Annotated in this window: 28 protein-coding genes; 11 read left to right on the forward strand and 17 right to left on the reverse strand. The window is 51.5% G+C overall.

The window, feature by feature from the left end; all coding sequences use genetic code 11:
* Positions 1 to 25 precede the first annotated feature (25 nt).
* From flhA to BCF46_RS14650, 4 genes are read left to right on the forward strand one after another with little or no spacing between them, the layout of a single operon-like run.
* Positions 26 to 2,134: a flagellar biosynthesis protein FlhA gene (flhA, locus tag BCF46_RS14635; RefSeq protein WP_245990162.1), complete on the forward strand. Its 2,109-nt coding sequence runs from the start codon at positions 26 to 28 to the stop codon at positions 2,132 to 2,134.
* Positions 2,134 to 2,910: a flagellar biosynthetic protein FliR gene (locus BCF46_RS14640; RefSeq protein WP_121025815.1), complete on the forward strand. Its 777-nt coding sequence runs from the start codon at positions 2,134 to 2,136 to the stop codon at positions 2,908 to 2,910. The genes flhA and BCF46_RS14640 overlap by 1 nt, the downstream gene beginning before the upstream one ends.
* A complete protein-coding gene (locus BCF46_RS14645) occupies positions 2,907 to 3,992 on the forward strand; it encodes an EscU/YscU/HrcU family type III secretion system export apparatus switch protein (RefSeq protein ID WP_121025818.1) in 1,086 nt (361 codons plus the stop codon). Before BCF46_RS14640 ends, BCF46_RS14645 begins: the two co-directional genes overlap by 4 nt.
* Entirely contained in the window at positions 3,989 to 4,318 is a 330-nt protein-coding gene (locus tag BCF46_RS14650) for a hypothetical protein (RefSeq protein ID WP_121025821.1), read from the forward strand. Before BCF46_RS14645 ends, BCF46_RS14650 begins: the two co-directional genes overlap by 4 nt.
* Here BCF46_RS14650 and BCF46_RS14655 read toward each other — a convergent pair.
* The 9 genes from BCF46_RS14655 to BCF46_RS14695 are packed head-to-tail and all read right to left on the reverse strand — an operon-like array spanning position 4,315 to position 8,883.
* Complete coding sequence (locus tag BCF46_RS14655) at positions 4,315 to 4,800, reverse strand: flagellar basal body-associated FliL family protein (protein ID WP_121025824.1); 486 nt, start codon at positions 4,798 to 4,800, stop codon at positions 4,315 to 4,317. The two genes, BCF46_RS14650 and BCF46_RS14655, sit on opposite strands and share 4 nt — an antisense overlap.
* A 9-nt stretch (positions 4,801 to 4,809) precedes the next feature.
* Entirely contained in the window at positions 4,810 to 5,511 is a 702-nt protein-coding gene (gene flgH / locus BCF46_RS14660) for a flagellar basal body L-ring protein FlgH (RefSeq protein WP_245990164.1), read from the reverse strand.
* A gap of 47 nt (positions 5,512 to 5,558) precedes the next feature.
* Positions 5,559 to 5,996, reverse strand: coding sequence for a flagellar basal body P-ring formation chaperone FlgA (gene flgA / locus BCF46_RS14665; RefSeq protein WP_121025831.1), 438 nt, complete (start codon positions 5,994 to 5,996; stop codon positions 5,559 to 5,561).
* On the reverse strand, positions 5,993 to 6,778 hold the full coding sequence (gene flgG / locus BCF46_RS14670; protein WP_121025834.1) for a flagellar basal-body rod protein FlgG: 786 nt from the start codon (positions 6,776 to 6,778) through the stop codon (positions 5,993 to 5,995). The genes flgA and flgG overlap by 4 nt, the downstream gene beginning before the upstream one ends.
* Positions 6,779 to 6,793: 15 nt before the next feature.
* Positions 6,794 to 7,513: a flagellar hook-basal body complex protein gene (locus BCF46_RS14675; RefSeq protein ID WP_121025837.1), complete on the reverse strand. Its 720-nt coding sequence runs from the start codon at positions 7,511 to 7,513 to the stop codon at positions 6,794 to 6,796.
* Positions 7,514 to 7,515: 2 nt separating this feature from the next.
* A complete protein-coding gene (locus BCF46_RS14680) occupies positions 7,516 to 7,785 on the reverse strand; it encodes a flagellar biosynthetic protein FliQ (protein ID WP_121025839.1) in 270 nt (89 codons plus the stop codon).
* Positions 7,785 to 8,060 (reverse strand): flagellar hook-basal body complex protein FliE, encoded by a 276-nt coding sequence (fliE, locus tag BCF46_RS14685; RefSeq protein ID WP_121025841.1) that lies wholly within the window; start codon positions 8,058 to 8,060, stop codon positions 7,785 to 7,787. Before fliE ends, BCF46_RS14680 begins: the two co-directional genes overlap by 1 nt.
* 31 nt (positions 8,061 to 8,091) lie before the next feature.
* Positions 8,092 to 8,484, reverse strand: a complete 393-nt coding sequence (flgC, locus tag BCF46_RS14690; protein WP_121025843.1) for a flagellar basal body rod protein FlgC — start codon at positions 8,482 to 8,484, stop codon at positions 8,092 to 8,094.
* A 6-nt stretch (positions 8,485 to 8,490) separates the two neighbouring features.
* Entirely contained in the window at positions 8,491 to 8,883 is a 393-nt protein-coding gene (locus tag BCF46_RS14695; RefSeq protein ID WP_170157947.1) for a FlgB family protein, read from the reverse strand.
* An 81-nt stretch (positions 8,884 to 8,964) separates the two neighbouring features.
* Between BCF46_RS14695 and BCF46_RS14700 the strand changes: the two genes are divergently transcribed.
* Positions 8,965 to 10,290, forward strand: coding sequence for a FliI/YscN family ATPase (locus BCF46_RS14700; RefSeq protein WP_121025847.1), 1,326 nt, complete (start codon positions 8,965 to 8,967; stop codon positions 10,288 to 10,290).
* A gap of 116 nt (positions 10,291 to 10,406) precedes the next feature.
* Here the strand turns inward: BCF46_RS14700 and BCF46_RS14705 are convergent, their stop codons facing one another.
* The 6 genes from BCF46_RS14705 to BCF46_RS14730 form a co-directional block, all read right to left on the reverse strand.
* Positions 10,407 to 11,213 carry a DUF1217 domain-containing protein gene (locus BCF46_RS14705; RefSeq protein WP_121025849.1) on the reverse strand — a complete coding sequence of 269 codons (807 nt, stop codon included), beginning with the start codon at positions 11,211 to 11,213 and terminating at the stop codon, positions 10,407 to 10,409.
* Positions 11,210 to 11,614, reverse strand: coding sequence for a flagellar biosynthesis repressor FlbT (flbT, locus tag BCF46_RS14710; protein ID WP_121025852.1), 405 nt, complete (start codon positions 11,612 to 11,614; stop codon positions 11,210 to 11,212). Before flbT ends, BCF46_RS14705 begins: the two co-directional genes overlap by 4 nt.
* 2 nt (positions 11,615 to 11,616) lie before the next feature.
* Positions 11,617 to 11,988 carry a flagellar biosynthesis regulator FlaF gene (gene flaF, locus BCF46_RS14715; RefSeq protein ID WP_121025855.1) on the reverse strand — a complete coding sequence of 124 codons (372 nt, stop codon included), beginning with the start codon at positions 11,986 to 11,988 and terminating at the stop codon, positions 11,617 to 11,619.
* Positions 11,989 to 12,053: 65 nt separating this feature from the next.
* Positions 12,054 to 13,535 (reverse strand): flagellin, encoded by a 1,482-nt coding sequence (locus tag BCF46_RS14720; RefSeq protein WP_121025858.1) that lies wholly within the window; start codon positions 13,533 to 13,535, stop codon positions 12,054 to 12,056.
* A 200-nt stretch (positions 13,536 to 13,735) separates the two neighbouring features.
* Entirely contained in the window at positions 13,736 to 14,089 is a 354-nt protein-coding gene (locus tag BCF46_RS14725; protein ID WP_121025861.1) for a hypothetical protein, read from the reverse strand.
* Between the two features lies 1 nt (position 14,090).
* Positions 14,091 to 14,309: a rod-binding protein gene (locus BCF46_RS14730; RefSeq protein WP_245990167.1), complete on the reverse strand. Its 219-nt coding sequence runs from the start codon at positions 14,307 to 14,309 to the stop codon at positions 14,091 to 14,093.
* Positions 14,310 to 14,466: 157 nt separating this feature from the next.
* Here BCF46_RS14730 and BCF46_RS14735 point away from each other — a divergent pair, with 157 nt between their 5' ends.
* Together BCF46_RS14735 and BCF46_RS14740 are read left to right on the forward strand one after the other, a co-directional pair.
* Entirely contained in the window at positions 14,467 to 16,014 is a 1,548-nt protein-coding gene (locus tag BCF46_RS14735) for a flagellar hook-length control protein FliK (protein ID WP_121025867.1), read from the forward strand.
* 9 nt (positions 16,015 to 16,023) lie between these two features.
* Positions 16,024 to 16,674, forward strand: a complete 651-nt coding sequence (locus tag BCF46_RS14740) for a flagellar hook capping FlgD N-terminal domain-containing protein (RefSeq protein ID WP_121025871.1) — start codon at positions 16,024 to 16,026, stop codon at positions 16,672 to 16,674.
* Here the strand turns inward: BCF46_RS14740 and ubiB are convergent.
* Together ubiB and ubiE are read right to left on the reverse strand one after the other, a co-directional pair.
* Positions 16,666 to 18,198, reverse strand: coding sequence for a 2-polyprenylphenol 6-hydroxylase (gene ubiB / locus BCF46_RS14745; protein WP_121025874.1), 1,533 nt, complete (start codon positions 18,196 to 18,198; stop codon positions 16,666 to 16,668). The genes BCF46_RS14740 and ubiB overlap by 9 nt on opposite strands.
* Complete coding sequence (gene ubiE / locus BCF46_RS14750; protein ID WP_121025877.1) at positions 18,199 to 18,951, reverse strand: bifunctional demethylmenaquinone methyltransferase/2-methoxy-6-polyprenyl-1,4-benzoquinol methylase UbiE; 753 nt, start codon at positions 18,949 to 18,951, stop codon at positions 18,199 to 18,201.
* An 88-nt stretch (positions 18,952 to 19,039) separates the two neighbouring features.
* On the opposite strand from ubiE, the gene mutM reads away from it, so the two are divergent.
* From mutM to BCF46_RS14770, 4 genes are all read left to right on the forward strand, one after another.
* Positions 19,040 to 19,888, forward strand: a complete 849-nt coding sequence (gene mutM / locus BCF46_RS14755) for a bifunctional DNA-formamidopyrimidine glycosylase/DNA-(apurinic or apyrimidinic site) lyase (RefSeq protein ID WP_121026587.1) — start codon at positions 19,040 to 19,042, stop codon at positions 19,886 to 19,888.
* A gap of 58 nt (positions 19,889 to 19,946) precedes the next feature.
* Positions 19,947 to 20,723 (forward strand): enoyl-CoA hydratase, encoded by a 777-nt coding sequence (locus BCF46_RS14760; protein WP_121025880.1) that lies wholly within the window; start codon positions 19,947 to 19,949, stop codon positions 20,721 to 20,723.
* 86 nt (positions 20,724 to 20,809) lie between these two features.
* Positions 20,810 to 21,073 carry a 30S ribosomal protein S20 gene (gene rpsT, locus BCF46_RS14765; RefSeq protein ID WP_121025883.1) on the forward strand — a complete coding sequence of 88 codons (264 nt, stop codon included), beginning with the start codon at positions 20,810 to 20,812 and terminating at the stop codon, positions 21,071 to 21,073.
* Positions 21,074 to 21,283: 210 nt separating this feature from the next.
* Positions 21,284 to 21,733, forward strand: a complete 450-nt coding sequence (locus tag BCF46_RS14770; protein WP_121025885.1) for a rhodanese-like domain-containing protein — start codon at positions 21,284 to 21,286, stop codon at positions 21,731 to 21,733.
* Positions 21,734 to 21,752 lie beyond the last annotated feature (19 nt).

Raw genomic sequence — 21,752 nt, forward strand, 5'->3', positions numbered from 1 at the left:
TTATCGCATGTGAAATTAAGCTGCCATGCGAGATACTTCCAATACCTACCAGGATCAGTTTGGTTTCCCAATGAAGATGCTTTTTCAGCCAACTGTCATTCTAGCCGTGGCGCTAATGGCAATTATTGTAATGATGATTTTGCCGATGCCAGCATGGGTACTGGACCTTGGCCTCGCGGCCTCGTTCGGACTGGCCATACTGATGTTCACAACAACCCTATTCCTGGAACGGCCACTAGATTTTTCGGCGTTCCCAACAATTCTGTTGGCGTCTTTAATGCTTCGTTTGTCATTAAATGTTTCGTCGACAAAACTGATAATTGGAGAAGGACACACCGGAACAGGTGCGGCTGGAAATGTGATAGAGGGGTTCGCTAACTTTGTAATGGGCGGGAGCGTTTATCTTGGCTTGGTAGTATTTTCTGTCCTGCTGATCGTGAACTTCATAGTTATCACCAAAGGGGCAACCCGCATGGCTGAGGTCGGTGCGCGCTTTGCATTGGACGGAATGCCGGGCAAGCAACTGGCGATTGACAGCGATATGTCTGCTGGGGCCATCGACCACACAGAAGCCAAGTCGAGGCGAGAGCGCGAACAGGCAGAAACTACCTTCTTCGGGTCCCTTGACGGCGCTTCCAAGTTTGTAAAAGGAGACGCCGTTGCGGGCTTATTGATTACGATGCTCAATCTGGTGATGGGCCTTATCATCGGCGTGGCGGCTCATGGAATGCCGATGGGATTAGCTTTCGAAACCTACGCCATCCTAACCGTTGGGGATGGGTTGGTAACTCAAATCCCTGCGGTTATCATTTCGATTGCCACTGCCTTGCTGTTAGCGCGAGGTGGCACTAGTGGCGCCACTGATATTGCCATGGTGGAACAAATTGGGCGGCACCCTTCGGCTATTGCCACTGTCGGTGTACTTATGGTCTTTTTTGCCTTGGTCCCCGGTTTACCCTTTGTTCCGTTCGTGATCGGTGCCACGGCATTGCTTACGTCGGCCTATTATTTCAAGCGAAAAATTGACCTTACACCGGACGTCGTTGCCCCCATTTCGATCGAGCGCGTGCCGGAAAAATCCATGGGAGACATCCTCGACTTGGACGAGATCCATGTCGAGTTTTCCCCTGACCTAGTTATGATGGCGCTTGATCCAACCACCGGGCTCGAGACGCGAATTGCAAACATGCGCAGCCACGTTGCAAGCAACTTTGGTCTGGTTCTTCCAGAGATTAGGCTGACAGATGATGCTTCTCTGGAGTCAGGTGTGTACCGGATACGAATCCACGGGGTTGTGAAGGCCGAAGACAAACTGCTTCCGGACTCGGTGCTTGCTCTGTTGCCCCCGGAATCTCCGAACGCGATCGAAGGCGAAACCGTCAAAGAACCGGTTTACGGAGCACCCGCAAAATGGATGAGTCGCAAATATAAGGAAGACGCCGCTTTAGCAGGCTGTACCGTCGTGACACCGCCGGAAATTCTCGCCACGCACCTTCTAGAGGTTGTCAAAAACAACTTCGGCCGGCTGCTAAGTTTGAGGGGATTGCGCCGAATACTGGATGAATTCACCAATCTTTCAGACCCGAAACGCAATGAAGCGAACCGCAAGATTTTGGCAGAGCTCATACCCGAAAAAGTGTCGCTAGAAACACTCCTTCAAGTGCTTAGACTTCTCTTGGAAGAGCAAATTTCGATCAGAAATCTACCCGTTATCCTTGAGAGCATTGCTGAAGGTCGTTCCATCCACTCCACGGCTGACGGGCTGTGCGAACATACCAGGCAACGCCTTGGCGCCCAACTGTTCGCCGAACTCAAGCGAGACGACGGCTCTCTTCCATTGGTTCAGCTTTCGCCTGATTGGGAGGAGCTATTCAGTAAGTATTCAAGCCCGGAGGCAAAGCTATCCGACATCGCTTTACCTCCAGAAGACTACGCCCGCTTGGCGGAGGGGATAACCCAAAAACTCTCACACCTAAATGACAATGGCGTGTTTCCAGGTGTCGTCACATCGGTCCAACGTCGTAGATTCATCCGCTTACTCTTGGCAAACAGAGGTATCAACACGCCAATTTTTTCCTACGAAGAGATTGCACAAGATAGTCGACCGGCCATCGTTGGGATGGTCTCGGCGTGATGTCGGACGTTTTCGCCGCAATCCCCATTACTCCAGATCACATCTGGGCAGTTTCGCTGGTCGTATTTCGCGTAGGTGCTGCAATGGCATTCCTACCGGCATTCGGCGAACAAGTTGTCCCCATGCGGGTGAAGCTCGCCGCTACTCTGTCGTTTTCGGCGATTCTAACGCCCATCATTTGGCCAGCCATTGAACACGTAAATTCACAACGCGAATGGTTTGCGTTAATCGGCCCTGAAGTCGCCTCAGGTCTAGTTGTAGGGTTTGTATTTCGGCTATTGGTTTTCGCGCTACAGGTGACAGGTACCATAGCAGCACAGTCGACTTCTCTTTCGCAGTTCTTTGGTGGCGGTTTGGGCGCTGACCCTCAAACCGCATTTAGTACGTTGTTTGTGGTCTCCGGTCTATGTTTGGCCGTCATGCTTGGGCTGCACATTCGTGTGGTCGAGCTACTGATCAGCTCGTACGAAAGTTTCCCTATTGGCGTTTGGCCGGGGAGTGGCCCAACAGCTGAGTGGGCCATCACGAAAATCAGTACAATGTTTGGGTTGGGGTTTACGCTTGCAGGTCCGTTCGTTTTGGCGTCGTTGATCTATAATCTGGGCTTGGGCGCAATCAACAAAGCAATGCCCCAGCTTATGGTCGCCTTTGTTGGCGCACCCGCCATCAGCTTTGGCGGATTGCTTCTGTTGTTGATGTCCAGCCCGATCATCCTGACCGTTTGGGGGCGCACGTTTATTCGGCTAACCAGTCCGGTCGGGGCAGGGTTCGAATGACAGATGCACCAGAAAGCGGAGAAAAGACACACGACCCGACTCCCAAAAAGTTGCTGGACGCGCGGAAGGAAGGGCAAGTTCCAAAGTCTACCGACCTTTCAGCGTCGGCGGCATTTCTCGGGTTGATTCTTGCGCTCACGATCTTGGGGCCGACATCTCTATTGGATGCCGCAGCAAAACTAAGCCATTTCCTTGCGAGACCGGAAAACTTTGTCAGCAACTCGTCCTCCCCGGATGGCACCTCTATTTCCGGACTTCTGGGCGCAATCGTCATTGGGTCGTTGTTGCCACTGTTCGCCATTCCAGCAATCGCAGTTCTTCTCAGCCTGATAGTGCAGCAGGCGATCACATTTGCACCCAGCAAAATAAAGCCAAAGATGAGCAAAATATCTCCGGTCTCATCTGCAAAGAACAAGTTCGGCGCAGCTGGTCTTTTTGAGTTCGCTAAGTCCACTACTAAGCTCATCATCGTAAGCCTGACTATGGTGTGGTTCCTAAAAGCGAGTCTGCCTGAAATATTGCAAACCGTGGATCTCCAGCCTCCACAAATGACCGGCATACTCGGGGGACAAATTCTCTCGTTTCTGACTTTAATATTTGTTGTCACTCTTCTTGTCGGAGGTGTCGACTACTTATGGCAACTAGCGGAGCATCAACGCAAAAACCGCATGACCAGAAAAGAAGTCGAAGACGAAAGCAAAGAGGCAGAAGGTGACCCTCATCACAAGCAAGCGAGACGTCAGCGCGGGCTAGAAATTGCGATGAACCAAATGCTATCCGATGTGCCAGACGCAACCGTCGTTATTGTAAACCCCACACACTACGCAGTTGCGCTAAAATGGGATGACAACACAGCAGCCGCTCCGATATGCGTCGCTAAAGGTGTGGATGAAATTGCGGCTAAAATTCGCGAGATCGCTCACAGCTCATCTATTCCAATCCACAGTGACCCATCTACGGCCCGCTCACTATTTGCGCGCATAGAGGTTGGGGGTGAGATATGGCCGGACGACTACCGTGCCGTCGCAGCGGCCATTCGTTTTGCGCAATCTGTAAATGACATCTCGAAGCAAAGTTCATGAAGGCAAACGCGCTGGTTCAAGTTCTAGGCAGCGTCTATCACCAAGATCTGGCGAAATTTACCGAGCTTAAAACTAGACTTGCCGCCCTAGAAGGAAAGCGCGCTGAACTCCTTCTTCCGCCAAAGCGTGACCCAGGGGCTTTGAACAGTCTCGAATTTTCTACGGCAGCTAGCAAATATCTTTCGTGGCGGCAAAGCGAAGCGCGCAAGATCTCACGCATGATATTCGAGCTTAAACCTGAGGTCATAACAGCGAAGAAAATAGTAACGAAATCATTTGGCCGCCTCGAGGCAATGAAAGAACTGATTGCACGTGGGAAAATTTAGATATCTTGCCGAATAATATCCGTAATCAAAACGTCAGAGATAGTAGGCCCAGCAATTTTTCTAGCACTAGAGAGAAGTGATCTGCGTAGCGTATCCATTGCCGGTGGCGCTGTATAAACGCCATCAAATCCACCCAAATAGGCGTGGTCAAAGAGGACTTGTAAAAACGCGTCCCGCAGCTTGGGTTCGCGATCGTACACTGCACTCGTTTCCGAGGCCAACGTTTCCAGACTAAGCGAAAGGACAACCAATGCTGAAACTCGATCTTGCTTGATGACCGGCACGACAAATTGATTGTTTATCTTCACATAGCTTAGCTCACTTTCTGGTGTTTTAGAGACGGCTTTCATCTGTGAATGCTGTTCGGAAACATCAACGTCTGTGCTATCGTCAACAGGCGGAATTGGGCGCAAGGCAAAGCCTGCTCCAATGCCCGCACCAACGCCGAGTATCAGCAAGACAACTGGCAGCACTGCGCCCATATCAACCTCCTAAAATGGCAGCAAAATATCAGCGACTTGCTGGCCGTAGCGAGGCTGCTGTACATCAGTAATCTGACCGCGCCCACCGTAGGAAATACGCGCCGCTGCAATGCGGTCGTATGACACTTCGTTCTTTCGGTTAATGTCGGCGGGGCGCACATACCCGCTAACCAGTAGTTCGCGTAGTTCAAAATTCACCCGAACTTCCTGCGACCCTTGAATGCTAAGAACTCCATTCTGAAGCACATCTACGACCGTCGCGGCGACACGGATCGAGAATTTCTCTTTCCGCCGGACAGACCCGTCGCCCGAAGAAGAACTCGAAGAGTTAGTTGAAACCGCGGAGTCCAAGCTGGCACCGTCTGGGAGACTATCATTAATCTTTTGCGGGATTCCAAACAACGATGGGATCCCCAGTGTTTCCGAACCGGTCCGTCCTCGCGATGTACTGTTCGATATTTCTGCGCGCTCGTCGATTTCGACCACGACTGTAACTATGTCACCGATCTGCTCTGCTCGTTGATTGCCAAGCAATGAGTTGCGGCCAGAGTCCCACAAGGATGCACTATCAGACACCAGTTTTGGCGCCGATGTTTTGGGAAGCGGAACCCGCATCATCGCGTAATGTTCGTTGGTATTTGTGACCGGACTAATCTCCGGCACCCTCCCAACATTCTCTAAACGCCCGCATGCGGACAACGCTGTCAGCATCAAAATAATGTGTGCGCTGCATACCATTACTCTAGTCATCACACTTCCTATTCATGGCCCACAATGACCTCACCGGCTTCGCTAATACTGCCTACGACAGTATTTCTTGATGAAAGGTTAAGTACCTTCACCCTGTCGCCTGCCGCACCACGCCCAAGCGACCGCCCTTCCGTTGCTATATTGAGTGTTCCTGCTCGATAGATCAGTGTCACAATCTCGTTTCTCTCTACGCGTGCAGGGGCACCGACGTCGCCCTCGCGAATGGGCCTGCCCCTGTACAACACGCGCTGCGCCTCAAACCCCAGAACTTGTGAGACATCCGAGAATGCCCCACGCATCCCCACCTCCGAGAGTTGCACATCATGGAGTGAAATAACGTCCCCAGGTCGAAGAGTATGGGTGGGTACAACGACCTGTGCGAAGCTGGCGCCGGTGCTGAAAATCCAAGCCGCTAGTGTGACGATGAGACCAGCGTTAAGTGTCATCGAATCTGCGTCGTCGCGCTCAGCATCTGATCTGCTGCGGTAATTACTTTGGCGTTCAGCTCATAGCCTCTTTGGGCTTCGATCAGTTCGGTAACTTCGCGAACGGCATCGACAGAAGAATCCTCCAGATAACCATGCCGAAAGCTGCCCAATCCACTGCTCCCGGCGGTGCCAACCACGGCACTACCAGACGCACCAGTTTCAACAAATAGGTTACCGCCAATCGCCTCCAGCCCCTTTTCGTTCGCAAATCCCGCGAGGGTCAATTGTCCCAGTTGTTCGGGCTCAACACGGTCAATGAAGTACGCAAACACTTCACCTTCAGGATTCACTGAAATCGACCTCGCATCTTCTGGGATAGTAATATTTGGCACGATCGGAAAACCATCCGACGTGACCAAAAGGCCATCACCGGTTCGCTTCAATCCGCCGTCGCGGGTGTACCCGGAAATGCCTGAGGGCAAAGTCACCTCCAAGTAGCCGCGACCCTCAATTGCCAGATCAAGGTCTCCGCCGGTACGAGACAACGCACCCTGCTCGACGTTTACTGAAACAGCTGTTGGCCGAACGCCCAGGCCCATCTGAACACCCGCAGGCACTACAGTACCATCAGCAGCATTGATGCTGCCCGCGCGCGTAAGTTGCTGGTAATGAAGGTCAGCAAACTCGGCACGCCGGGCGTTGTAGCCGGTAGTGGACATATTCGCCAGATTGTTTGAAATCACGTCGACGCGCGCTTGTTGCGCTGCCATCCCAGTGGCCGCAATTTTTAGTGCATTCATTTTGTGGTCCTTTCTCTAGCGACCGCCAACGAGGGTCATGATCGAACGCAAACGCTCATCTTCTTTTTCAAGGAACGATTGCCCCATTTCATAGGATCGCTGAACTTCGATCATCCGCGCGATCTGCTGCACGGCCTCAACATTTGAAGACTCCAGAAACCCCTGACTAACTGTGGCGTAATCTGCAGGGAGCAATTCAGATTCCGTTTTGAACTTCACCCCGTCTTCTCTCACCAGAGAGTCACGATTGGCCGGAACGACAAGACCAATCTGTGCAAGCGGATTGCCATCAGCCGACAGAGTTCCGTCGGCCGAGATGCTGATTTGATCTGCATCGAGAGGTGCAAATATCGGCGAGCCTCCAACATCCAACAGATTAAACCCCTCTGGTGAAACTAACTCCCCTGCGGCATTCGGACTAAAAGCACCCGCCCGTGTCAGGCGCATTCCGGCAGGGGTTTCTAGTTGAAAAAATCCGTCACCGTTGACACCCAGATCGAAGGTCCCTCCAGTCCTTGTCATTGCGCCCTGCTGAAAGCTGGTCACATGGGCATTGGCTCTCGCCATCGACATGCTGCCCTCACTCACACCCAGCGGAATAACAAACTCCGAAAAGATTGCGGATTCTGCTCGGAACCCAGTCGTGGCTAGGTTTGCGATATTGTTTGCGACGACACGCATCTCATTCATGAGACCCGATTGGCGCGTGATCGTCGTGTAGACAGTGTTTCCCAACTCTAGCCCCCCGCGATCAGTGGAACTATCGTATCGGACCAGAAGATAGTCAGATGTCGGGTCATAAAGCTCATGGAAATCCAAAACGTCGCAAGGATCGCTCCCACCTTCGGAACGAAGGTCAAAGTCATTTCCTGAATAGAGGTCAAAGCCTGGAACAAGCCAACGAGTAGGCCGACCCCAAGAGCGACGGTCAAGATTGGGCCTGAGATCACGACGGAGATCCAAAGCCCTTGACGCAAGACGTCGAAGAATTCGGACTCGCTCAGCATCAAACCGGCATCCGAAGAATTTCTTGATAGGCTTCCACGACTTTATCACGAACACTGACCGCAGTTTGAATCGCCAGTTCCGACTGCGTAAGTGCCTCGACCAGACGGTGCGGATCCACGTTGCCAGTCATTGATGCCATCGCAACGCTCTCTCCCTCCGCAACTATCTCAGAGAATTTTTGCGCCGCGTTTCCCATCCCCAACTCTATTGAAGGCTTTGTCGCTGGTTTTGCGGCACCATAAGCGCGTTGTGCAAGTGTCGTAGAAATATCCATTCTGGATTATCCTTATTATGGAGAATAACTTTTATCGCCGCAGCAAGTCCATTAAAGCTGTGGACATTTTTCGAGCTTGCTCGAACATTTTCAAGTTGGCGTCATAACTTCTCTGAGCCTCGCGTGCGTCTGCAATTTCGATCATTAGGTTCACATTTGAACCCTGATAGTATCCATCCGAATTGGCTAATACATGAGATGGATCATAAATTTTGGGTAACTCCGTTCGATCCAAATGGGTCTTCCCATTACGCACCAAACCTGTTTCAACGCCTCCGCTGAAGACTTGCTCAAATGACGCAACTTTCCTGTGATATCCAGGTGTATCCGAGTTCGCCAAATTTTCCGAGGTGAGGCGAAGCCGTGAAGATGTCGCCCTCATACCGCTTGCAGAAATTTCCAGACTTTTCGAAATATCGCTCATTCTAGATCAACGACCTCTACCGATTGACATCTTCAAAAGATCAACTGAGTGTTGATAGACTGTCAGTGCGCGCGAGTGCTGGCGCTCCATTTCGATAGAAATCATCATCTGCTCTTCAATGGAAACCGTGTTTCCATTGGGTTTCAAAGAGAAATTATTCTCAACAATTTTCCACGGCTTTCCGTCTGTTGATGCCGATCCGGCATGACCGGATCGCGTCACGCGAACTTCTGAATCCGATTCATAAGATTTCATCGAATCTGAGAATTTGGAAAAGCCTTTTGCCTTATAGCTGGGAGTATCGGCATTTGCGATATTTTGAGACACAATCCTTTGCCCGTGGGTCGCATGCCTCGCCATCGAACCGGCCACGCGCATAATAGGAATATTTTCGAACATCAGGGCTTCTCCCGTCGACGGCATACACAATGTTTTAAGAGTGATTCCTTTAGAAATGGTAATCAGAACTGGAAGGTCGAAATGCGCTTACAAAATTTCAACGCTTTACTATCCACCATCAATGACATTCCTCGAGTGAAGCGGGATGGATCAGTGACGTCGACGTCATCAAATCTTATTCAGGTGCGGGGTCTGTCCAGCTTCGGCCAAGTCGGTGATCTCGTAATGGTACACCCAACATCTGCGGCCCCCGTTTTCGGCGAAGTTCTTGCTCTTAGGGAGTCCATTACAGATGTCCTACCCGAGACTGGGAGCAGAGGTATTGCCCTAGGTGATCGTGTTTCACACCTTGGCCCGACACGAATTATGCCCGACACTAGTTGGCTCGGCCGCATAATCGACCCGCTTTTGCGCCCTCTCGACGGAAAGCCGCTATGCAATGGTGCTACTGAGGTTTCTTTAATGGCAGCGCCGCCTGTTCCATCGACAAGGAGACGCCTTGGCGACCGGCTCTCTACAGGTCTCGCGGCGTTTGACACACTCATCCCGATCGTGAGGGGCCAGCGGCTAGGCATTTTCTCCGGTTCGGGCGTAGGCAAATCCACTCTGCTCGCGGATCTTGCCAAAGGCGTCCAGGCGGATGTGGTCGTCATTACCCTGATAGGTGAACGCGGTCGTGAGCTAAGGGACTTCGTCGAAGACACATTGGGCGCCGAGGGACTCAAACGGGCGGTAGTGATTGCGGCTACGTCAGATCAGTCAGCCATGCTCAGGCGAAGGTGTGCCTGGATAGGGATGGCAGTCGCCGAGTACTTTAGAGACCAGGGTGCGCACGTTCTTCTACTCGCCGATTCAGTGACACGGTTTGCCGAAGCACACCGGGAAATTGCCCTGGCATCAGGAGAGACCGCAAGCTTGCAAGGTTTTCCACCCTCAACGTCACAAGAGCTCATGGCGCTGAGTGAAAGGGCTGGTCCGGGTAAGATTGGATCAGGGGACATCACGGCGATATTTTCAGTCTTGGTTCAGGGTTCTGACATGGAAGGTCCGATTGCGGATATAATGCGGGGGGTGCTCGATGGCCACGTCATTCTGTCGCGTGAAATCGCGGAGCGCGGCCGGTTCCCCGCAATTGATGTATCAAAATCAGTATCTCGTAGTTTACCAAACGCGGCGTCAGCGTCAGAGTTCAACACTCTTTCCGAGGCCCGCCAGGCCATTAGCACTTATGAGGAAACAAAAATTCTAATCAAGTCCGGTCTTTATGAGTCTGGTACCAGCGCCGCGATAGATCATGCCATTTCTGTCTGGCCAAAAATCGAAGCGTTCCTTTCTGGCAGACACGGGTTCTCCATAGAAAAAAACTTCGAAATGCTAAATGATTGCTTGACGAGTACTAAATCGTAAATTCAATTGCGCGAGAAATTCCGACTTCTCTCTCAACTAGATTCATCGCTCCCTGAGGCGCTTCTTGTCGATTTATGTCACCAAATTACCTACGAATTATTCTATAATTATTGAAGTTAAAATCGCAGCGTCGCGTTTCCTTCAAGTAAGCTAAGCGCAGTAGACGCGCCATCTAAGATGCCGCTTTGCGTCACTTGAGAGGCTAGTAGAAAGTTAGTTCTGACCTTATTTCGAATTTCCAAATCGAGAAATCTGTCAAAATTTTCCACGTCAAACTTTGTAGACGACATGCCCTTTAGAATATCTACTTGTTGATCTATCTGCAGATTTCCAAAGCTCGACGGCAAGAACAACGATTTCTCTATGATCGACTTGAGGGGCGCGTTGCCCAAAACTTCAAACCACTTTGCGGTATCGCTGATTTTCTTTTCGGCGATTTCTAGAATTTCACGATCGAAAGATAACGCGAGCCTCAAGTCTTGATCTTGATCACCAACTGCAGCTTCAAATTTTCTTAAACTGTAGGCAGTCAAAATCTCATCAGGAAAATCGCTGAGCTGTGTCCTTGGAACATCGAAGTCACCAAAACCGAAAGCCTTTGACAAACTGAGGTAGCGCTTATCCGAGAACCGGTTGGCAAGTGCATCAGGTGACACTGTTCCGTCCTCCAAGACCTTTCGAATGAGAAACAGATTGTCAATATCCGCTTCTAAGCCAAACGCCGTCAGCGCCACGGAAAGTAAGCTTCGGTCCTTTACCAAGTCCTCTGCTGATCTGATATTTGAGATTCGCTCCCGAAAAGCCTCTGCATCACGCTTAACCGGTTCCGATTTATCAAAGCTGTCTTTCTGCGCCTCCATCGTCGTTGACAAAAAGGTCCACCCTTGTAGCCCTGATAGCGGTACTATCGGAATAAAAGTCATTCCGCGTGAGCTGCCATTAGTCTAGTTTCTCGTGCCAACAACAATCGAAGAGATTTGAGCCCAGGGTAGAACTGGTCCCTGACTACGTAGTCTGTCGACGTATCAAGGATACGGCGGCTGTCAGCGTCCCAGAATGCATGGCTTAGCTGTTCTATGCCATTGATAACCTGTCGCTTTCCGTCACCAAAATTTGCGTCTCCTGACAACATGAGCTGAAGGATATAGCAAACTCTGCGCACTGGAGTTGTCACCTCATCTGGGTGAATAGCATCCTTCAACCTCAAGATTTTGGCATTAGGAGTCAAAATTTGCACTCTACCTCGGCGCTCCCCATTCTCAACGACTACGCCGTTGATAAGGAGTCTTTCTTTCGGCGCTAGTTTCAATACAAGTCCAGCCAAAGCTAGTGATCCCCCGTGTTCAAGCCGCGCATTATAGCCAGGTTTATATCGGATAAAGCATCAACAGATGCATCGCCCATAAGTACTTTTTTGGAGTGTTCGCTTACAAACTCAGACAAGTAGAAAATCTGAGCTCGGACTCCTTGAGGTAGCTTATTTCCTGGGTCCGCCACATCAATCGCTAACGCGGTCCACAATTGTCGATTCGAATGTACCGCTTCTGCTAGTTTTGGAAATTCTAGCGCGCCTGCTTCGACTGCCGCCGTTAGGGCGCGCGTGACTTGGGCAAATACTTCAAATTCGATTCCTCTATCAGTACGTAGCGGCGTGCTACGTTTCCCGTAGGCGGAAATCGCCCGCAATGTTACATTCATATGATCACCTTACAATAAATCTGAACGAGCGAGACGCTATCCTAGCGACTCGCTCGTGATGTGGCTTAGCGGAAGAGCGATAGAATGCTCTGCGGAGCCTGATTTGCGATCGAAAGGGCCTGAACACCAAGTTGTTGTTGTACCTGAAGCGCCTGAAGACGAGCCGAAGCTTCTTCCATATCGGCGTCCACAAGCGTGCCAATACCCGACTTTAGAGAGTCGGTCAGCTTACTTACAAAATCAGATTGGGTCTCAATCCGACCTTGCGCCGACCCAAATTCTGCGGCGGCGTCAATTGAGTTCTGGATTAGAACCTCAACGTTACCCAACGCAGCTTCGGCTCCCTGGTTAGAAGTTACGTCAATACTCCCAAGCCCGAACAATCCACCTGACGCTGTTCCGCCTTGCGCGCCGACAGCAGTAAAGGTGGCAATCGCCGACGTGCTATCGTTGTCGATCTTTAGCACCTGCTCGCCGTTGTCATTGGTTGTCACTCGGGTCGAAATACCGTCGATGCCAGCTGAATCGATTGCAGTTTTTAGGCCGTTGGCCACATCTTCGAATGTTTCTCCTTCACCAGCAACATAGGTCGCCACATCTGATCCAAGAGTAACTCGATAGCCGTCCCCAGCATTCACTTTAGAAACCGCAGAAAACGTTACGTTCTCCGCTCTTTCGGCAACAGTGGCAGTGCCATCCGAAACCGGCGATCCTGAAAACGCCAAATCAACTGTTTCAAAAGCACGGGTGGAAGTAACTTCTAGGTCGCTACCATTCCGTGCGGCGCTGATACCCTCCAGCCCCAATGCGTTGATTGCCCCCGCGATCTGATCAATCGCCAGTTCCTCAGTGTCCGTCGCAAGGAATGTTCCTGCAGCAAAGTTCAAGGTCGATCCTGCAACAGTGATTTGGAAGTCGTCGCCCGACATATCAGCGCTGTTTGCAAAAGTAATCGCTTCTGTACTGCCAGTGTCCGCTATCGGGCCAGCGGACGCTGTAGCGTTTGCCGTCAACGAAACACCAACACCATAAGTCCCCGCACTGTCGGACAGATCAGCTCGTGAAATCGAAATATTTGAAGCAGTAACCGAGCCATCCCCAAGGCGATCCAGAGAAGACAAGATATCTACAGATTCTGTGCCTTTCAGCATGTTCAGTCCGTTGAACTGCGCTGCTCCGACGACAGAGTTAATCTGGGACGTCAGAGCATCGATATCTGTCTGAATTTTCTCCCGATCTACATTCTCCTCCTGAGCGGAAACGACTTTTCCCTTAATTTGCGTTAGAAGATCAGTGACAGTTTCCGCACCCTGCCTTGCCACCGCTACAGTCGACTCCCCTAATGACAAGCTCTCTGAAATTGCGTTAAACCCTTTGACATCGGACTCCATGACCTTGGAGATCGCCCATAGCGCCGAATTGTCTTTTGCAGAAGCTACCGATTTTCCGGTAGAAATCTCGGACTGTGCCTTTAGCAAATCAGAATTAATAGATTTGAGGGTTTGTAGCGCAACCATTGCGCCGTTGTTGGTTAGAATGCTGGACATGTGTTTTTCCTCTTTTACGGCGACTTCAACGCCGAATTGACATCACTCAACGTGACTGAAGAGTCGTTTTGACTTTTGCTCGCCGGATTTTCCGTAGCTTGCGCCATCCAATTCTCAGGATGCTCGTTTTTTTGAACTCACATTCGCTAAGGGGTTCCTAAGTTTCCGAAAAACAGTTAGAAAAATTTTACCTATCCCGATTAAGCAATCTTTTCTTGCAAAATTATTGGCGCGCCATTATTTTTTTCCGTAACATTATAGGTACTTAAACCGGAACCTAATTGCCGCAGAGATTGAACTCGCTGTTGGGCGGACCTCATTCCCGCTTGAGCTGATGCGTATAGTTTTTGGACGTCAGAACAACTAGTTGCGAGGTGCCGCAATTCGGATTCTTGTAATTTCTCTCTAACTTTAAATATTTCCCTGAAGATACGCTCTTTTTTATTTATCACCTCTACGAGCGCATCTGTGTCCCCAGTCGTAAGCGCGTGACGCTCTTGAGAAATTACTTCAAGGGCACTTTTCACTTTGGATTTTGTTCGAAAAAAATTCATGCTATGATTCTCCAAAACTGGCTACAAACTGCTCGGCCAATCCGAGCCCACCACTCTCAACAATGAGCTCGGCATGTTGTTGGCGTAGAAATGACTGAAATTGATCCTCCCCAATTCCTCCTCCGAATTCAGAGGACATTCCCTTCATTCCAATGAACGACAGCATCTCCGAGACGAACGCGACTTCGAGCTTTTTGGCGATGTCTTGATTGCGATTCATTCCACTCCTGACCGCAACTTCCCGGAGTGAATTTGACGTATTTATGGGTTCCATTTACTTCCTCGTCTTACCCTCGCCAAACGACAAATATTCGGCAGTGGTAAAGATTGAGTAACCCCTTCATGCCAAACCTCCGTCGAACTGTGAAGGATTTTGCATGACCATTTCGACAATTCAAATTGCGTGCAGCGCTCTTACGGAGGCTGGAGCACAGGCACACGCAAGTAAATCCACGTGCGCGGACACAGACGCGAGAACTCGAGAAACCGGCTTTGGTGATGCACTAAGCGAAGAGGCCGGAAGCGAAATTGCCCAGTTCAAAGCGCTTAGCCCCGACCGAGAAGGGGCAGGTTTTGGCTTTGAGTCAGAGGCATCAAGTGACAGAATATTCTGGGACAAAAGTGGAACCAGTTCTCTCAACGTCCCAACCGACCCTCACCCACAGAGCGTCATACTTAGAACGTCCGAATTTGCGGCAGTGAGTGATGATCAAATACCAACCACTGAAAGCGCCAAGATCGCGGATACGGCTTGGGGGCCTCATGCCTTGTTAAGCAACGCCGCTCAGACGCCACTCATTGCTGACAGCGGAGAAATTCCCGAAGTAATCTCTCAAACGCCAACAGGATTGAATGTTGGCGGCGAACCTGACAGCGGTCTCTTGAATGCTCAAAAACAGTACTCAATCATCGCGTCTAAAATCACGCCTGAGTTATCAAACGGCGCTCCGATCGCTCAAGTCAGCAACTCGAATGCGACCGCTATCGCCACCGTTCCTGCCGTGCTTTCTGGCAGCCAGCCCACCGAGAATAACCAAGCTTCGGCAACAGACCTTGATGTAGCCCAAAATCCGCTAAACGAAGGTAAAGCTACGGAAGAACAGGCTAGGGCCAATTCGCTTGATCCAACATTTGCTCGCACCCATTGTAGTCAGCCTTCCAAAGTAGAATCGGTTTTCGAAAAAAATCGGCCGGTTGCCCAACCTGCTGTAGAACAACTCCAGACACCCAATTTGATACCGACTGCGCTTGGAGGTACCTCAGAAATTGCGGAAAACCCGCCGAAGCCTGTGCATTCAGACCATCCGCCACCAGCGCTACCAAGATCAGAAGTTCTCGTGACCTCAACGTCAGCTATGCCCGGGAATAAGCCGAAGTCGGCACCAACCCCAACGAGCGTTTTCAATCCACTGGAAGCCACAGAACAACTGCGCATGTTGCCGCGACACGACCTCGAAATTACAGGTGGCATTACACCATTTACCAACACCGGCTCACCGGCCTCAACTAACGCAGTTTTATCAGCGCCCGCTCAACTACCGACACAACTTCCGCAACATATCAGCACGCAAATATGTAACGCACTTGAAACCAGTGTAAATCAAGATATCGAAATCCGGCTGGACCCAGAAGAACTAGGACGCGTCCGCATCGTTCTTTCACCCAGAGAGACCGGAATGAATGTTGTCGTATTTTCTGATAGGCCAGAAGTTTTGGACCTGATGCGTCGCAATTCGGATATGTTGGAAGCGGATTTTTCCGACATTGGCTACGAAAGCTCAAACTTCTCGTTTGAACAGGAGCATGACGACAAACCCACGCCAACTCAAAATGCAAACCAACACTTGGATATTGAGATGACGACTGACTTGCCTATTTCGCAACAGACAACCGGGGACACCACTCGGCTAGATTTGAGAATGTGAGGATTATCCATGGATGCAATATCTCCCAGCACTACTTCGTCTCAATCCAAATCACCCAGCACGACGAAACAAAGCGTCATCAGTTCAGATTTCGAGACCTTCCTCGTCATGTTGACCGCCCAGATGGAAAATCAGGACCCACTAAACCCGTTAGACTCTCAGGACTTCGCCACTCAGCTCGCGACATTCTCAGGGGTTGAGCAGCAAGTAAAAACCAACGACCTTCTCAGCGGGTTGAACACCCAGCTTCTCGCCTCCGGCATGGGAGACATGGCCAGCTGGGTCGGGATGGAGGCCCGAGTGGCGGCACCTGCCTACTTTGATGGCGCTCCCATTGAAATCGCTGCGAACCCTCCCAGCTTTGCGGCGCGGGCGGAACTCGTGGTAAAAGATGAAACCGGATCAGAGATACAGCGGATCAACATACCCGTCTCTGACGATCCGTTCGACTGGGCCGGAGTAACAAGCGGCGGTCAACCATTTGCCCATGGGATATATAGTTTTGAGGTCGAAGCGTACTCGAATAACGAAGTAATCGATAGCCACGTCCCGGATATTTTCGCGCGAGTCTCGGAAATTCGCACGATTGATAGCGCTGCTGTCGTAGTGCTTGAAGGCGGTGAAATTTACCCGGCCTCCTTGGTCACCGGATTAAGATAGCAGCGTCCATGCGCAGAACGCCACTACCGCCACCGCGAGACCAGCAACAAAGCCAATTACGCGGTTCTGGGCATGCTTAGGTTGGGCAGGTTTCGCGTCTCGACTGCTTCGCATCAATGCGTCTTCCATTAGCTGAGGGAGCTTCGGACCGAACCGACCCAGAACCTGCGCAGTCGAAACCAAATCGCGCAGCAATGCTCTTGGACCAATATTTTGCTTGATGTAGTCCTCGACAACCGGCTGCGCGACCTCCCAGATATTGATCTGAGGATACATAGTGCGCGCGACTCCCTCGACGACAACCATCGTTCGTTGAAGCAAGATCAGCTCGGTACGGGTCTCCATTCCAAAGCGTTCGGTGACTTCGAACAGGTATGCCAGAAGATGCCCCATCGACATCTGCGTCGCGTTCATGCCGAAGATCGGTTCCCCAACGGCCCGCAAAGCTTGCGCAAACTCGTCTATGTCACGGTCTGCTGGCACGTAGCCTGCCTCGAAATGAACCTCGGCTACACGCCTATAATCCTTCCGAATAAAGCCAATCAGGATTTCAGCATAGACGCGTCGCGTATACTCGTCGATCCGCCCCATAATACCAAAATCATAGGCAATGATGTCACCTGCCGCGCTGACCTTCAAATTCCCCTGATGCATGTCAGCGTGAAAGTAACCGTCATTCAGTGCCTGGCGTAGAAACAGCTGCAAGACGCGCTCCCCGAGAGCCTTCCGGTCGTGACCGGCAGCGTCGATCGCATCGACATCGCCAAAAGCAAGCCCCTCGGCCCACTCCATCGTCATCACGCGCTTGGCCGAGTGGAAGAAGTGGGTTTTAGGAACGACAAAACCTACATCGTCCACGGTTTTTGCTGCGTACTCACCCGCTGCCGCCGCTTCCAATCGCAAATCCAATTCGCCTTGAACGACACCATCGAAGTGTTTGATCACATCGGAAGGGTGCAATCGGCGCGAAGAGGGCGAGATGAACTCAATAAGTGACGCTGCGAAATAAAATGCGTCGATATCCTTGCGAAACGCCTTCTCGATTTTGGGTCTTAAAACTTTGACCGCAACCTCTTGGTCGGTCTCCCGCAAACGCGCTTTGTGCACTTGCGCGATGGAGGCTGCGGCTACCGGTTCTGAAAACTCCGAAAACACCGCATCAACCGACTCGCCCAATTCTTCCTCAACCGTCGCCTTTGCATAGCTTGTCGGGAAGGGTGGTAGCTTATCCTGAAGGATCCGAAGCTGCAGAGCAAGCTCGTCCCCAACCATGTCAGGCCGCGTCGAAAGCACCTGACCGAACTTGATATAGGCAGGGCCCAAAGCCGTAAGCGCCCGCGTCGCCGGCGGCATATTCGGATCCCCCTTATGCCCCAGCCATTTAAACGGCCAAGCCGTCACCCGCGCCACCATACGAAGCGATGGAGGGGCGTCAAACGCATCGAGAACTAACTTCATCGCGCCCGTACGCTCCAGCGTTGCGCCCGTACGAATAAGGCGCCAGACATTGTGTGGACCGCGCATCTAGATTTTCCAGCCTGAATGCAGCGCGGCCACGCCAAGCGTCATATTGCGGTAACTCACATTCTCAAATCCGGCCGAGCGGATCATCCCCGCGAAGGTCTCTTGATCAGGAAACTTGCGGATAGACTCCACAAGGTACTGATAACTCTCGCTATCTCCTGCGATCACCTTGCCCATTTTGGGTATGACATTGAACGAATACAGATCATACGCCTTCTGCATCATCGGATTCGGCAGCTGGGAAAACTCAAGCACCATCAACCGGCCGCCGGGACGAAGCACGCGGTAAGCCTCTGACAATGCGTCTGCAATGCGTGTGACGTTCCGGATGCCGAAGCTGACGGTGTAGACGTCGAAGCTGTTGTCTTCAAAAGGCAAGGCCATCGCATCACCAACGACCCAGTCCAAGCTATCAGCGAGAGACGACGCTTCGGCGCGTTTGCGGCCCTCGACCAACATAGATTCAGTCATATCCAAGACGACGGCTTGCGCCTGACCCGCCCGCTTCAAAAACCGAAAGGAAACGTCGCCGGTGCCGCCCGCCACATCCAGAAGTCGCTGGCCAGAGCGCGGAGCCAGCCAATCCATCATCGCATCTTTCCAAATGCGGTGAATCCCGGCGGACATTACGTCGTTCATAATGTCATATTTCGAGGCCACATTCGTGAACACACCATGGACCATCCCAGCCTTCTGGTCTTCCGGAACGTCAGTGAACCCGAAATGGGTAGTTTTTTGCGAATCTTTAGCCATCTGTTCTTGCGGTCCTTACAGTCTCACCCTTCTTATAGGTCGAGCTTGTCGGGTTACAATGCGACCCGAAGGACCAATGGAGGACCGCGTGCCAGAACTACCAGAAGTTGAAACGGTAAAACGAGGTCTCCAGCCCGTGATGGAAGGACGTGTAATCGCACGGGCCGACGTTCACCGGCCCGATTTACGGTGGCCGTTCCCCACCAACATGGCCGAGCGACTAAGTGGTCGCGCGGTAAAGATGTTGCGCAGGCGTTCAAAATACATACTTGCAGACCTCGATAACGGTGAAACCTTGATCATTCACCTTGGCATGTCAGGCCGGATGCAGATCGATCTCGCGGATACCGCAGAATTTCACCAAGCAGCGCCGATCTTGAAAAAGCACGATCACGTCGTCTTGCACATGCAAGACGGCACGAGAATCGCCTTCAACGATGCCCGCAGGTTTGGCGCAATGGATCTGACCGACACAGCCAGTGTCGAGCGTCACTGGCTAATTGATAAGTTAGGGCCAGAACCTTTGGGCAATGAGTTTGATGAAACTTACCTCATTGGGGCCTTGAAAAAGAAAGGCTCCCCAATCAAAACCGCCCTACTGGATCAGCGCATCATAGCTGGCCTTGGCAATATCTACGTGTGCGAAGTGCTGTTCCGCACCGGGATTTCACCGAAACGGAAGGCTTCGAACCTGAGTGCCGCGCGTGTTGCCTCGCTCGTTCCGGCAATTCGCGAGGTACTGACGGAGGCGATCGAATCTGGCGGTTCATCCCTGCGTGATCACCGGCAAACCAATGGAGAATTGGGTTACTTTCAACATAATTTCGCTGTTTATGACCGAGAAGGTCAGCCCTGCACGACCGGCTGCGGAAGCAAGATATTCAGGGTCGTTCAGTCCGGACGATCCAGCTTTTACTGCCCCAAATGTCAAAGATGAATTGAACCTTTTTGCGAACATGATACGTCTCATGCTCTGACATCAATGAGGGTTCACCATGGCATTCAAGACAATTATCGTGGAAATTGAAGAGCATATAGCTCTCATCAAGCTGAATCGCCCGGACGCTTTGAACGCGTTAAATGCGACTTTGTTGACCGAATTGTCCGAAGCCCTGACCGACGCAAACAAGAACAGCAAGGTTCGATGCATTGTCCTCACAGGGTCAGAAAAAGCATTTGCAGCTGGCGCAGACATTACGGAAATGGCGGACAAGTCCTTTGTGGACGCCTTTGGAAACGACTTGTTCTCAGAATTTCCAAATGCGTTCCTCCGTATCCGCAAACCTATCATCGCAGCTGTATCCGGCTATGCATTGGGTGGCGGGTGCGAATTGGCAATGATGTGTGATTTCATTATCGCCTCCGACACGGCCAAATTCGGCCAGCCAGAAATCAATCTTGGTGTCATGGCCGGCCTCGGGGGGTCGCAAAGACTTACTCGCTTTGTCGGGAAATCCAAATCGATGGATATGAACCTGACCGGTCGTTTCATGGACGCTGAAGAAGCCGAGCGGTCCGGATTGGTCAGTCGCGTAGTTCCAAGTAAAAAACTGCTCTCTGAGACGATGTCCGTCGCGGCCAAGATCGCCGAAAAGTCCGCTCTGGCAACAATGGCAGTAAAGGAGTCGGTGAACCGCAGCTACGAGTCGTCACTCAACGAGGGGTTGCTGTTCGAGCGCCGTGTATTCCACTCGCTTTTCGCCACTGAGGACCAGGTTGAGGGCATGGCGGCGTTTATGGAGAAACGGGAACCTCAGTTCCGCGACAAATAACGCCATTTAGGGCGTTGACTTGGCTGTGAGTCGGTCCTAGAAGCGCATTCTCAGATTTAAACACCGAACCATCGGGGTCCTTAAGTATGGCTAATTCGCCTCAAGCTAAAAAGCGCGCGCGTCAAACAGAGCGCCGCACCGAAGTGAACAAAGCGCGTCGCTCGCGCATTCGCACCTTCCTGCGCACAGTGGAAGAAGCGATCACCTCTGGTGATTCTTCAGTCGCAAAGGACGCATTGAAGTCCGCGCAGCCAGAGTTGATGCGCGGCGTGTCCAAAGGTGTGATGCACAAAAACACCGCAGCGCGCAAAATTTCGCGCCTGACGTCGCGGGTCAAAGCCCTCGGCTAAGCTGTTTGCTCACGCAGCAAACCAAGTACTAGAAACGCGCCTTTCAAAGGCGCGTTTTTTTTATGTTCAGTTGCTTAGATGACGCCATCCACGGCGGTCTAGGATTCGGGATTGAACTAAGTATGAGTCAAGCACGAAGATAAGTTGCGAGACGCCCCCTGCAGTCGCTATCCCTAGTGAGCGATTCACTTCGTCTCGGGGGGACATGGAATGAGCACGGACACAGGTCCGGCTGTGCAAGAGTTGCTGCCAACTCAAGCATGGGGCCTTTTGGAAAGTAGCCCAAACGCTGTGCTCATTGACGTCAGGACAATGGCCGAATGGTCATTTGTAGGAAAGCCTGACCTGTCAAACCTTAGCCGAGCGGTCATTACGATCGAATGGTTAAGGTATCCAGATATGTCCGTTAATCCGCGGTTCGTTGAAGAAATGAATGAAGCTTTGGGCGACAGTAAGCCGTCACAAATCTTGTTTATTTGCAGGTCAGGCGCACGCTCCATGAGCGCTGCGTTGGCAGTTCAAGCGTCTCTGGCTGGAGATACGCTCTGTCCCGATCTGTTCAACGTGACCGAGGGCTTCGAAGGCGATTTGGATCCGAAGAAACATCGGGGGGGCCTGAACGGTTGGAAGGCCCACGGATTGCCATGGCGGCAATCCTGATCTGCGGAACGGGTAAAAG

Source organism: Litoreibacter meonggei, assembly GCF_003663885.1.
GTDB lineage: Bacteria > Pseudomonadota > Alphaproteobacteria > Rhodobacterales > Rhodobacteraceae > Litoreibacter > Litoreibacter meonggei.

Coding starts and splice junctions, on each gene's coding strand:
- flgG (WP_121025834.1), bottom strand. CDS start 6,778: ATGAATGCACTAAAAATTGCGGCCACTGGGATGGCAGCGCAACAAGCG.
- BCF46_RS14770 (WP_121025885.1), top strand. CDS start 21,284: ATGAGCACGGACACAGGTCCGGCTGTGCAAGAGTTGCTGCCAACTCAA.
- BCF46_RS14680 (WP_121025839.1), bottom strand. CDS start 7,785: ATGCTGAGCGAGTCCGAATTCTTCGACGTCTTGCGTCAAGGGCTTTGG.
- BCF46_RS14655 (WP_121025824.1), bottom strand. CDS start 4,800: ATGGGCGCAGTGCTGCCAGTTGTCTTGCTGATACTCGGCGTTGGTGCG.
- BCF46_RS14650 (WP_121025821.1), top strand. CDS start 3,989: ATGAAGGCAAACGCGCTGGTTCAAGTTCTAGGCAGCGTCTATCACCAA.
- BCF46_RS14705 (WP_121025849.1), bottom strand. CDS start 11,213: ATGACTTTTATTCCGATAGTACCGCTATCAGGGCTACAAGGGTGGACC.
- rpsT (WP_121025883.1), top strand. CDS start 20,810: ATGGCTAATTCGCCTCAAGCTAAAAAGCGCGCGCGTCAAACAGAGCGC.
- flhA (WP_245990162.1), top strand. CDS start 26: ATGCGAGATACTTCCAATACCTACCAGGATCAGTTTGGTTTCCCAATG.
- BCF46_RS14730 (WP_245990167.1), bottom strand. CDS start 14,309: ATGAATCGCAATCAAGACATCGCCAAAAAGCTCGAAGTCGCGTTCGTC.
- BCF46_RS14695 (WP_170157947.1), bottom strand. CDS start 8,883: ATGTTCGAAAATATTCCTATTATGCGCGTGGCCGGTTCGATGGCGAGG.
- flgH (WP_245990164.1), bottom strand. CDS start 5,511: ATGCTGACAGCGTTGTCCGCATGCGGGCGTTTAGAGAATGTTGGGAGG.
- BCF46_RS14760 (WP_121025880.1), top strand. CDS start 19,947: ATGGCATTCAAGACAATTATCGTGGAAATTGAAGAGCATATAGCTCTC.
- BCF46_RS14720 (WP_121025858.1), bottom strand. CDS start 13,535: ATGTCCAGCATTCTAACCAACAACGGCGCAATGGTTGCGCTACAAACC.
- BCF46_RS14640 (WP_121025815.1), top strand. CDS start 2,134: ATGTCGGACGTTTTCGCCGCAATCCCCATTACTCCAGATCACATCTGG.
- ubiE (WP_121025877.1), bottom strand. CDS start 18,951: ATGGCTAAAGATTCGCAAAAAACTACCCATTTCGGGTTCACTGACGTT.
- fliE (WP_121025841.1), bottom strand. CDS start 8,060: ATGGATATTTCTACGACACTTGCACAACGCGCTTATGGTGCCGCAAAA.
- ubiB (WP_121025874.1), bottom strand. CDS start 18,198: ATGCGCGGTCCACACAATGTCTGGCGCCTTATTCGTACGGGCGCAACG.
- flgC (WP_121025843.1), bottom strand. CDS start 8,484: ATGAGCGATATTTCGAAAAGTCTGGAAATTTCTGCAAGCGGTATGAGG.
- flaF (WP_121025855.1), bottom strand. CDS start 11,988: ATGAATGTAACATTGCGGGCGATTTCCGCCTACGGGAAACGTAGCACG.
- BCF46_RS14700 (WP_121025847.1), top strand. CDS start 8,965: ATGCGCTTACAAAATTTCAACGCTTTACTATCCACCATCAATGACATT.
- BCF46_RS14735 (WP_121025867.1), top strand. CDS start 14,467: ATGACCATTTCGACAATTCAAATTGCGTGCAGCGCTCTTACGGAGGCT.
- BCF46_RS14740 (WP_121025871.1), top strand. CDS start 16,024: ATGGATGCAATATCTCCCAGCACTACTTCGTCTCAATCCAAATCACCC.
- BCF46_RS14725 (WP_121025861.1), bottom strand. CDS start 14,089: ATGAATTTTTTTCGAACAAAATCCAAAGTGAAAAGTGCCCTTGAAGTA.
- flgA (WP_121025831.1), bottom strand. CDS start 5,996: ATGACACTTAACGCTGGTCTCATCGTCACACTAGCGGCTTGGATTTTC.
- BCF46_RS14645 (WP_121025818.1), top strand. CDS start 2,907: ATGACAGATGCACCAGAAAGCGGAGAAAAGACACACGACCCGACTCCC.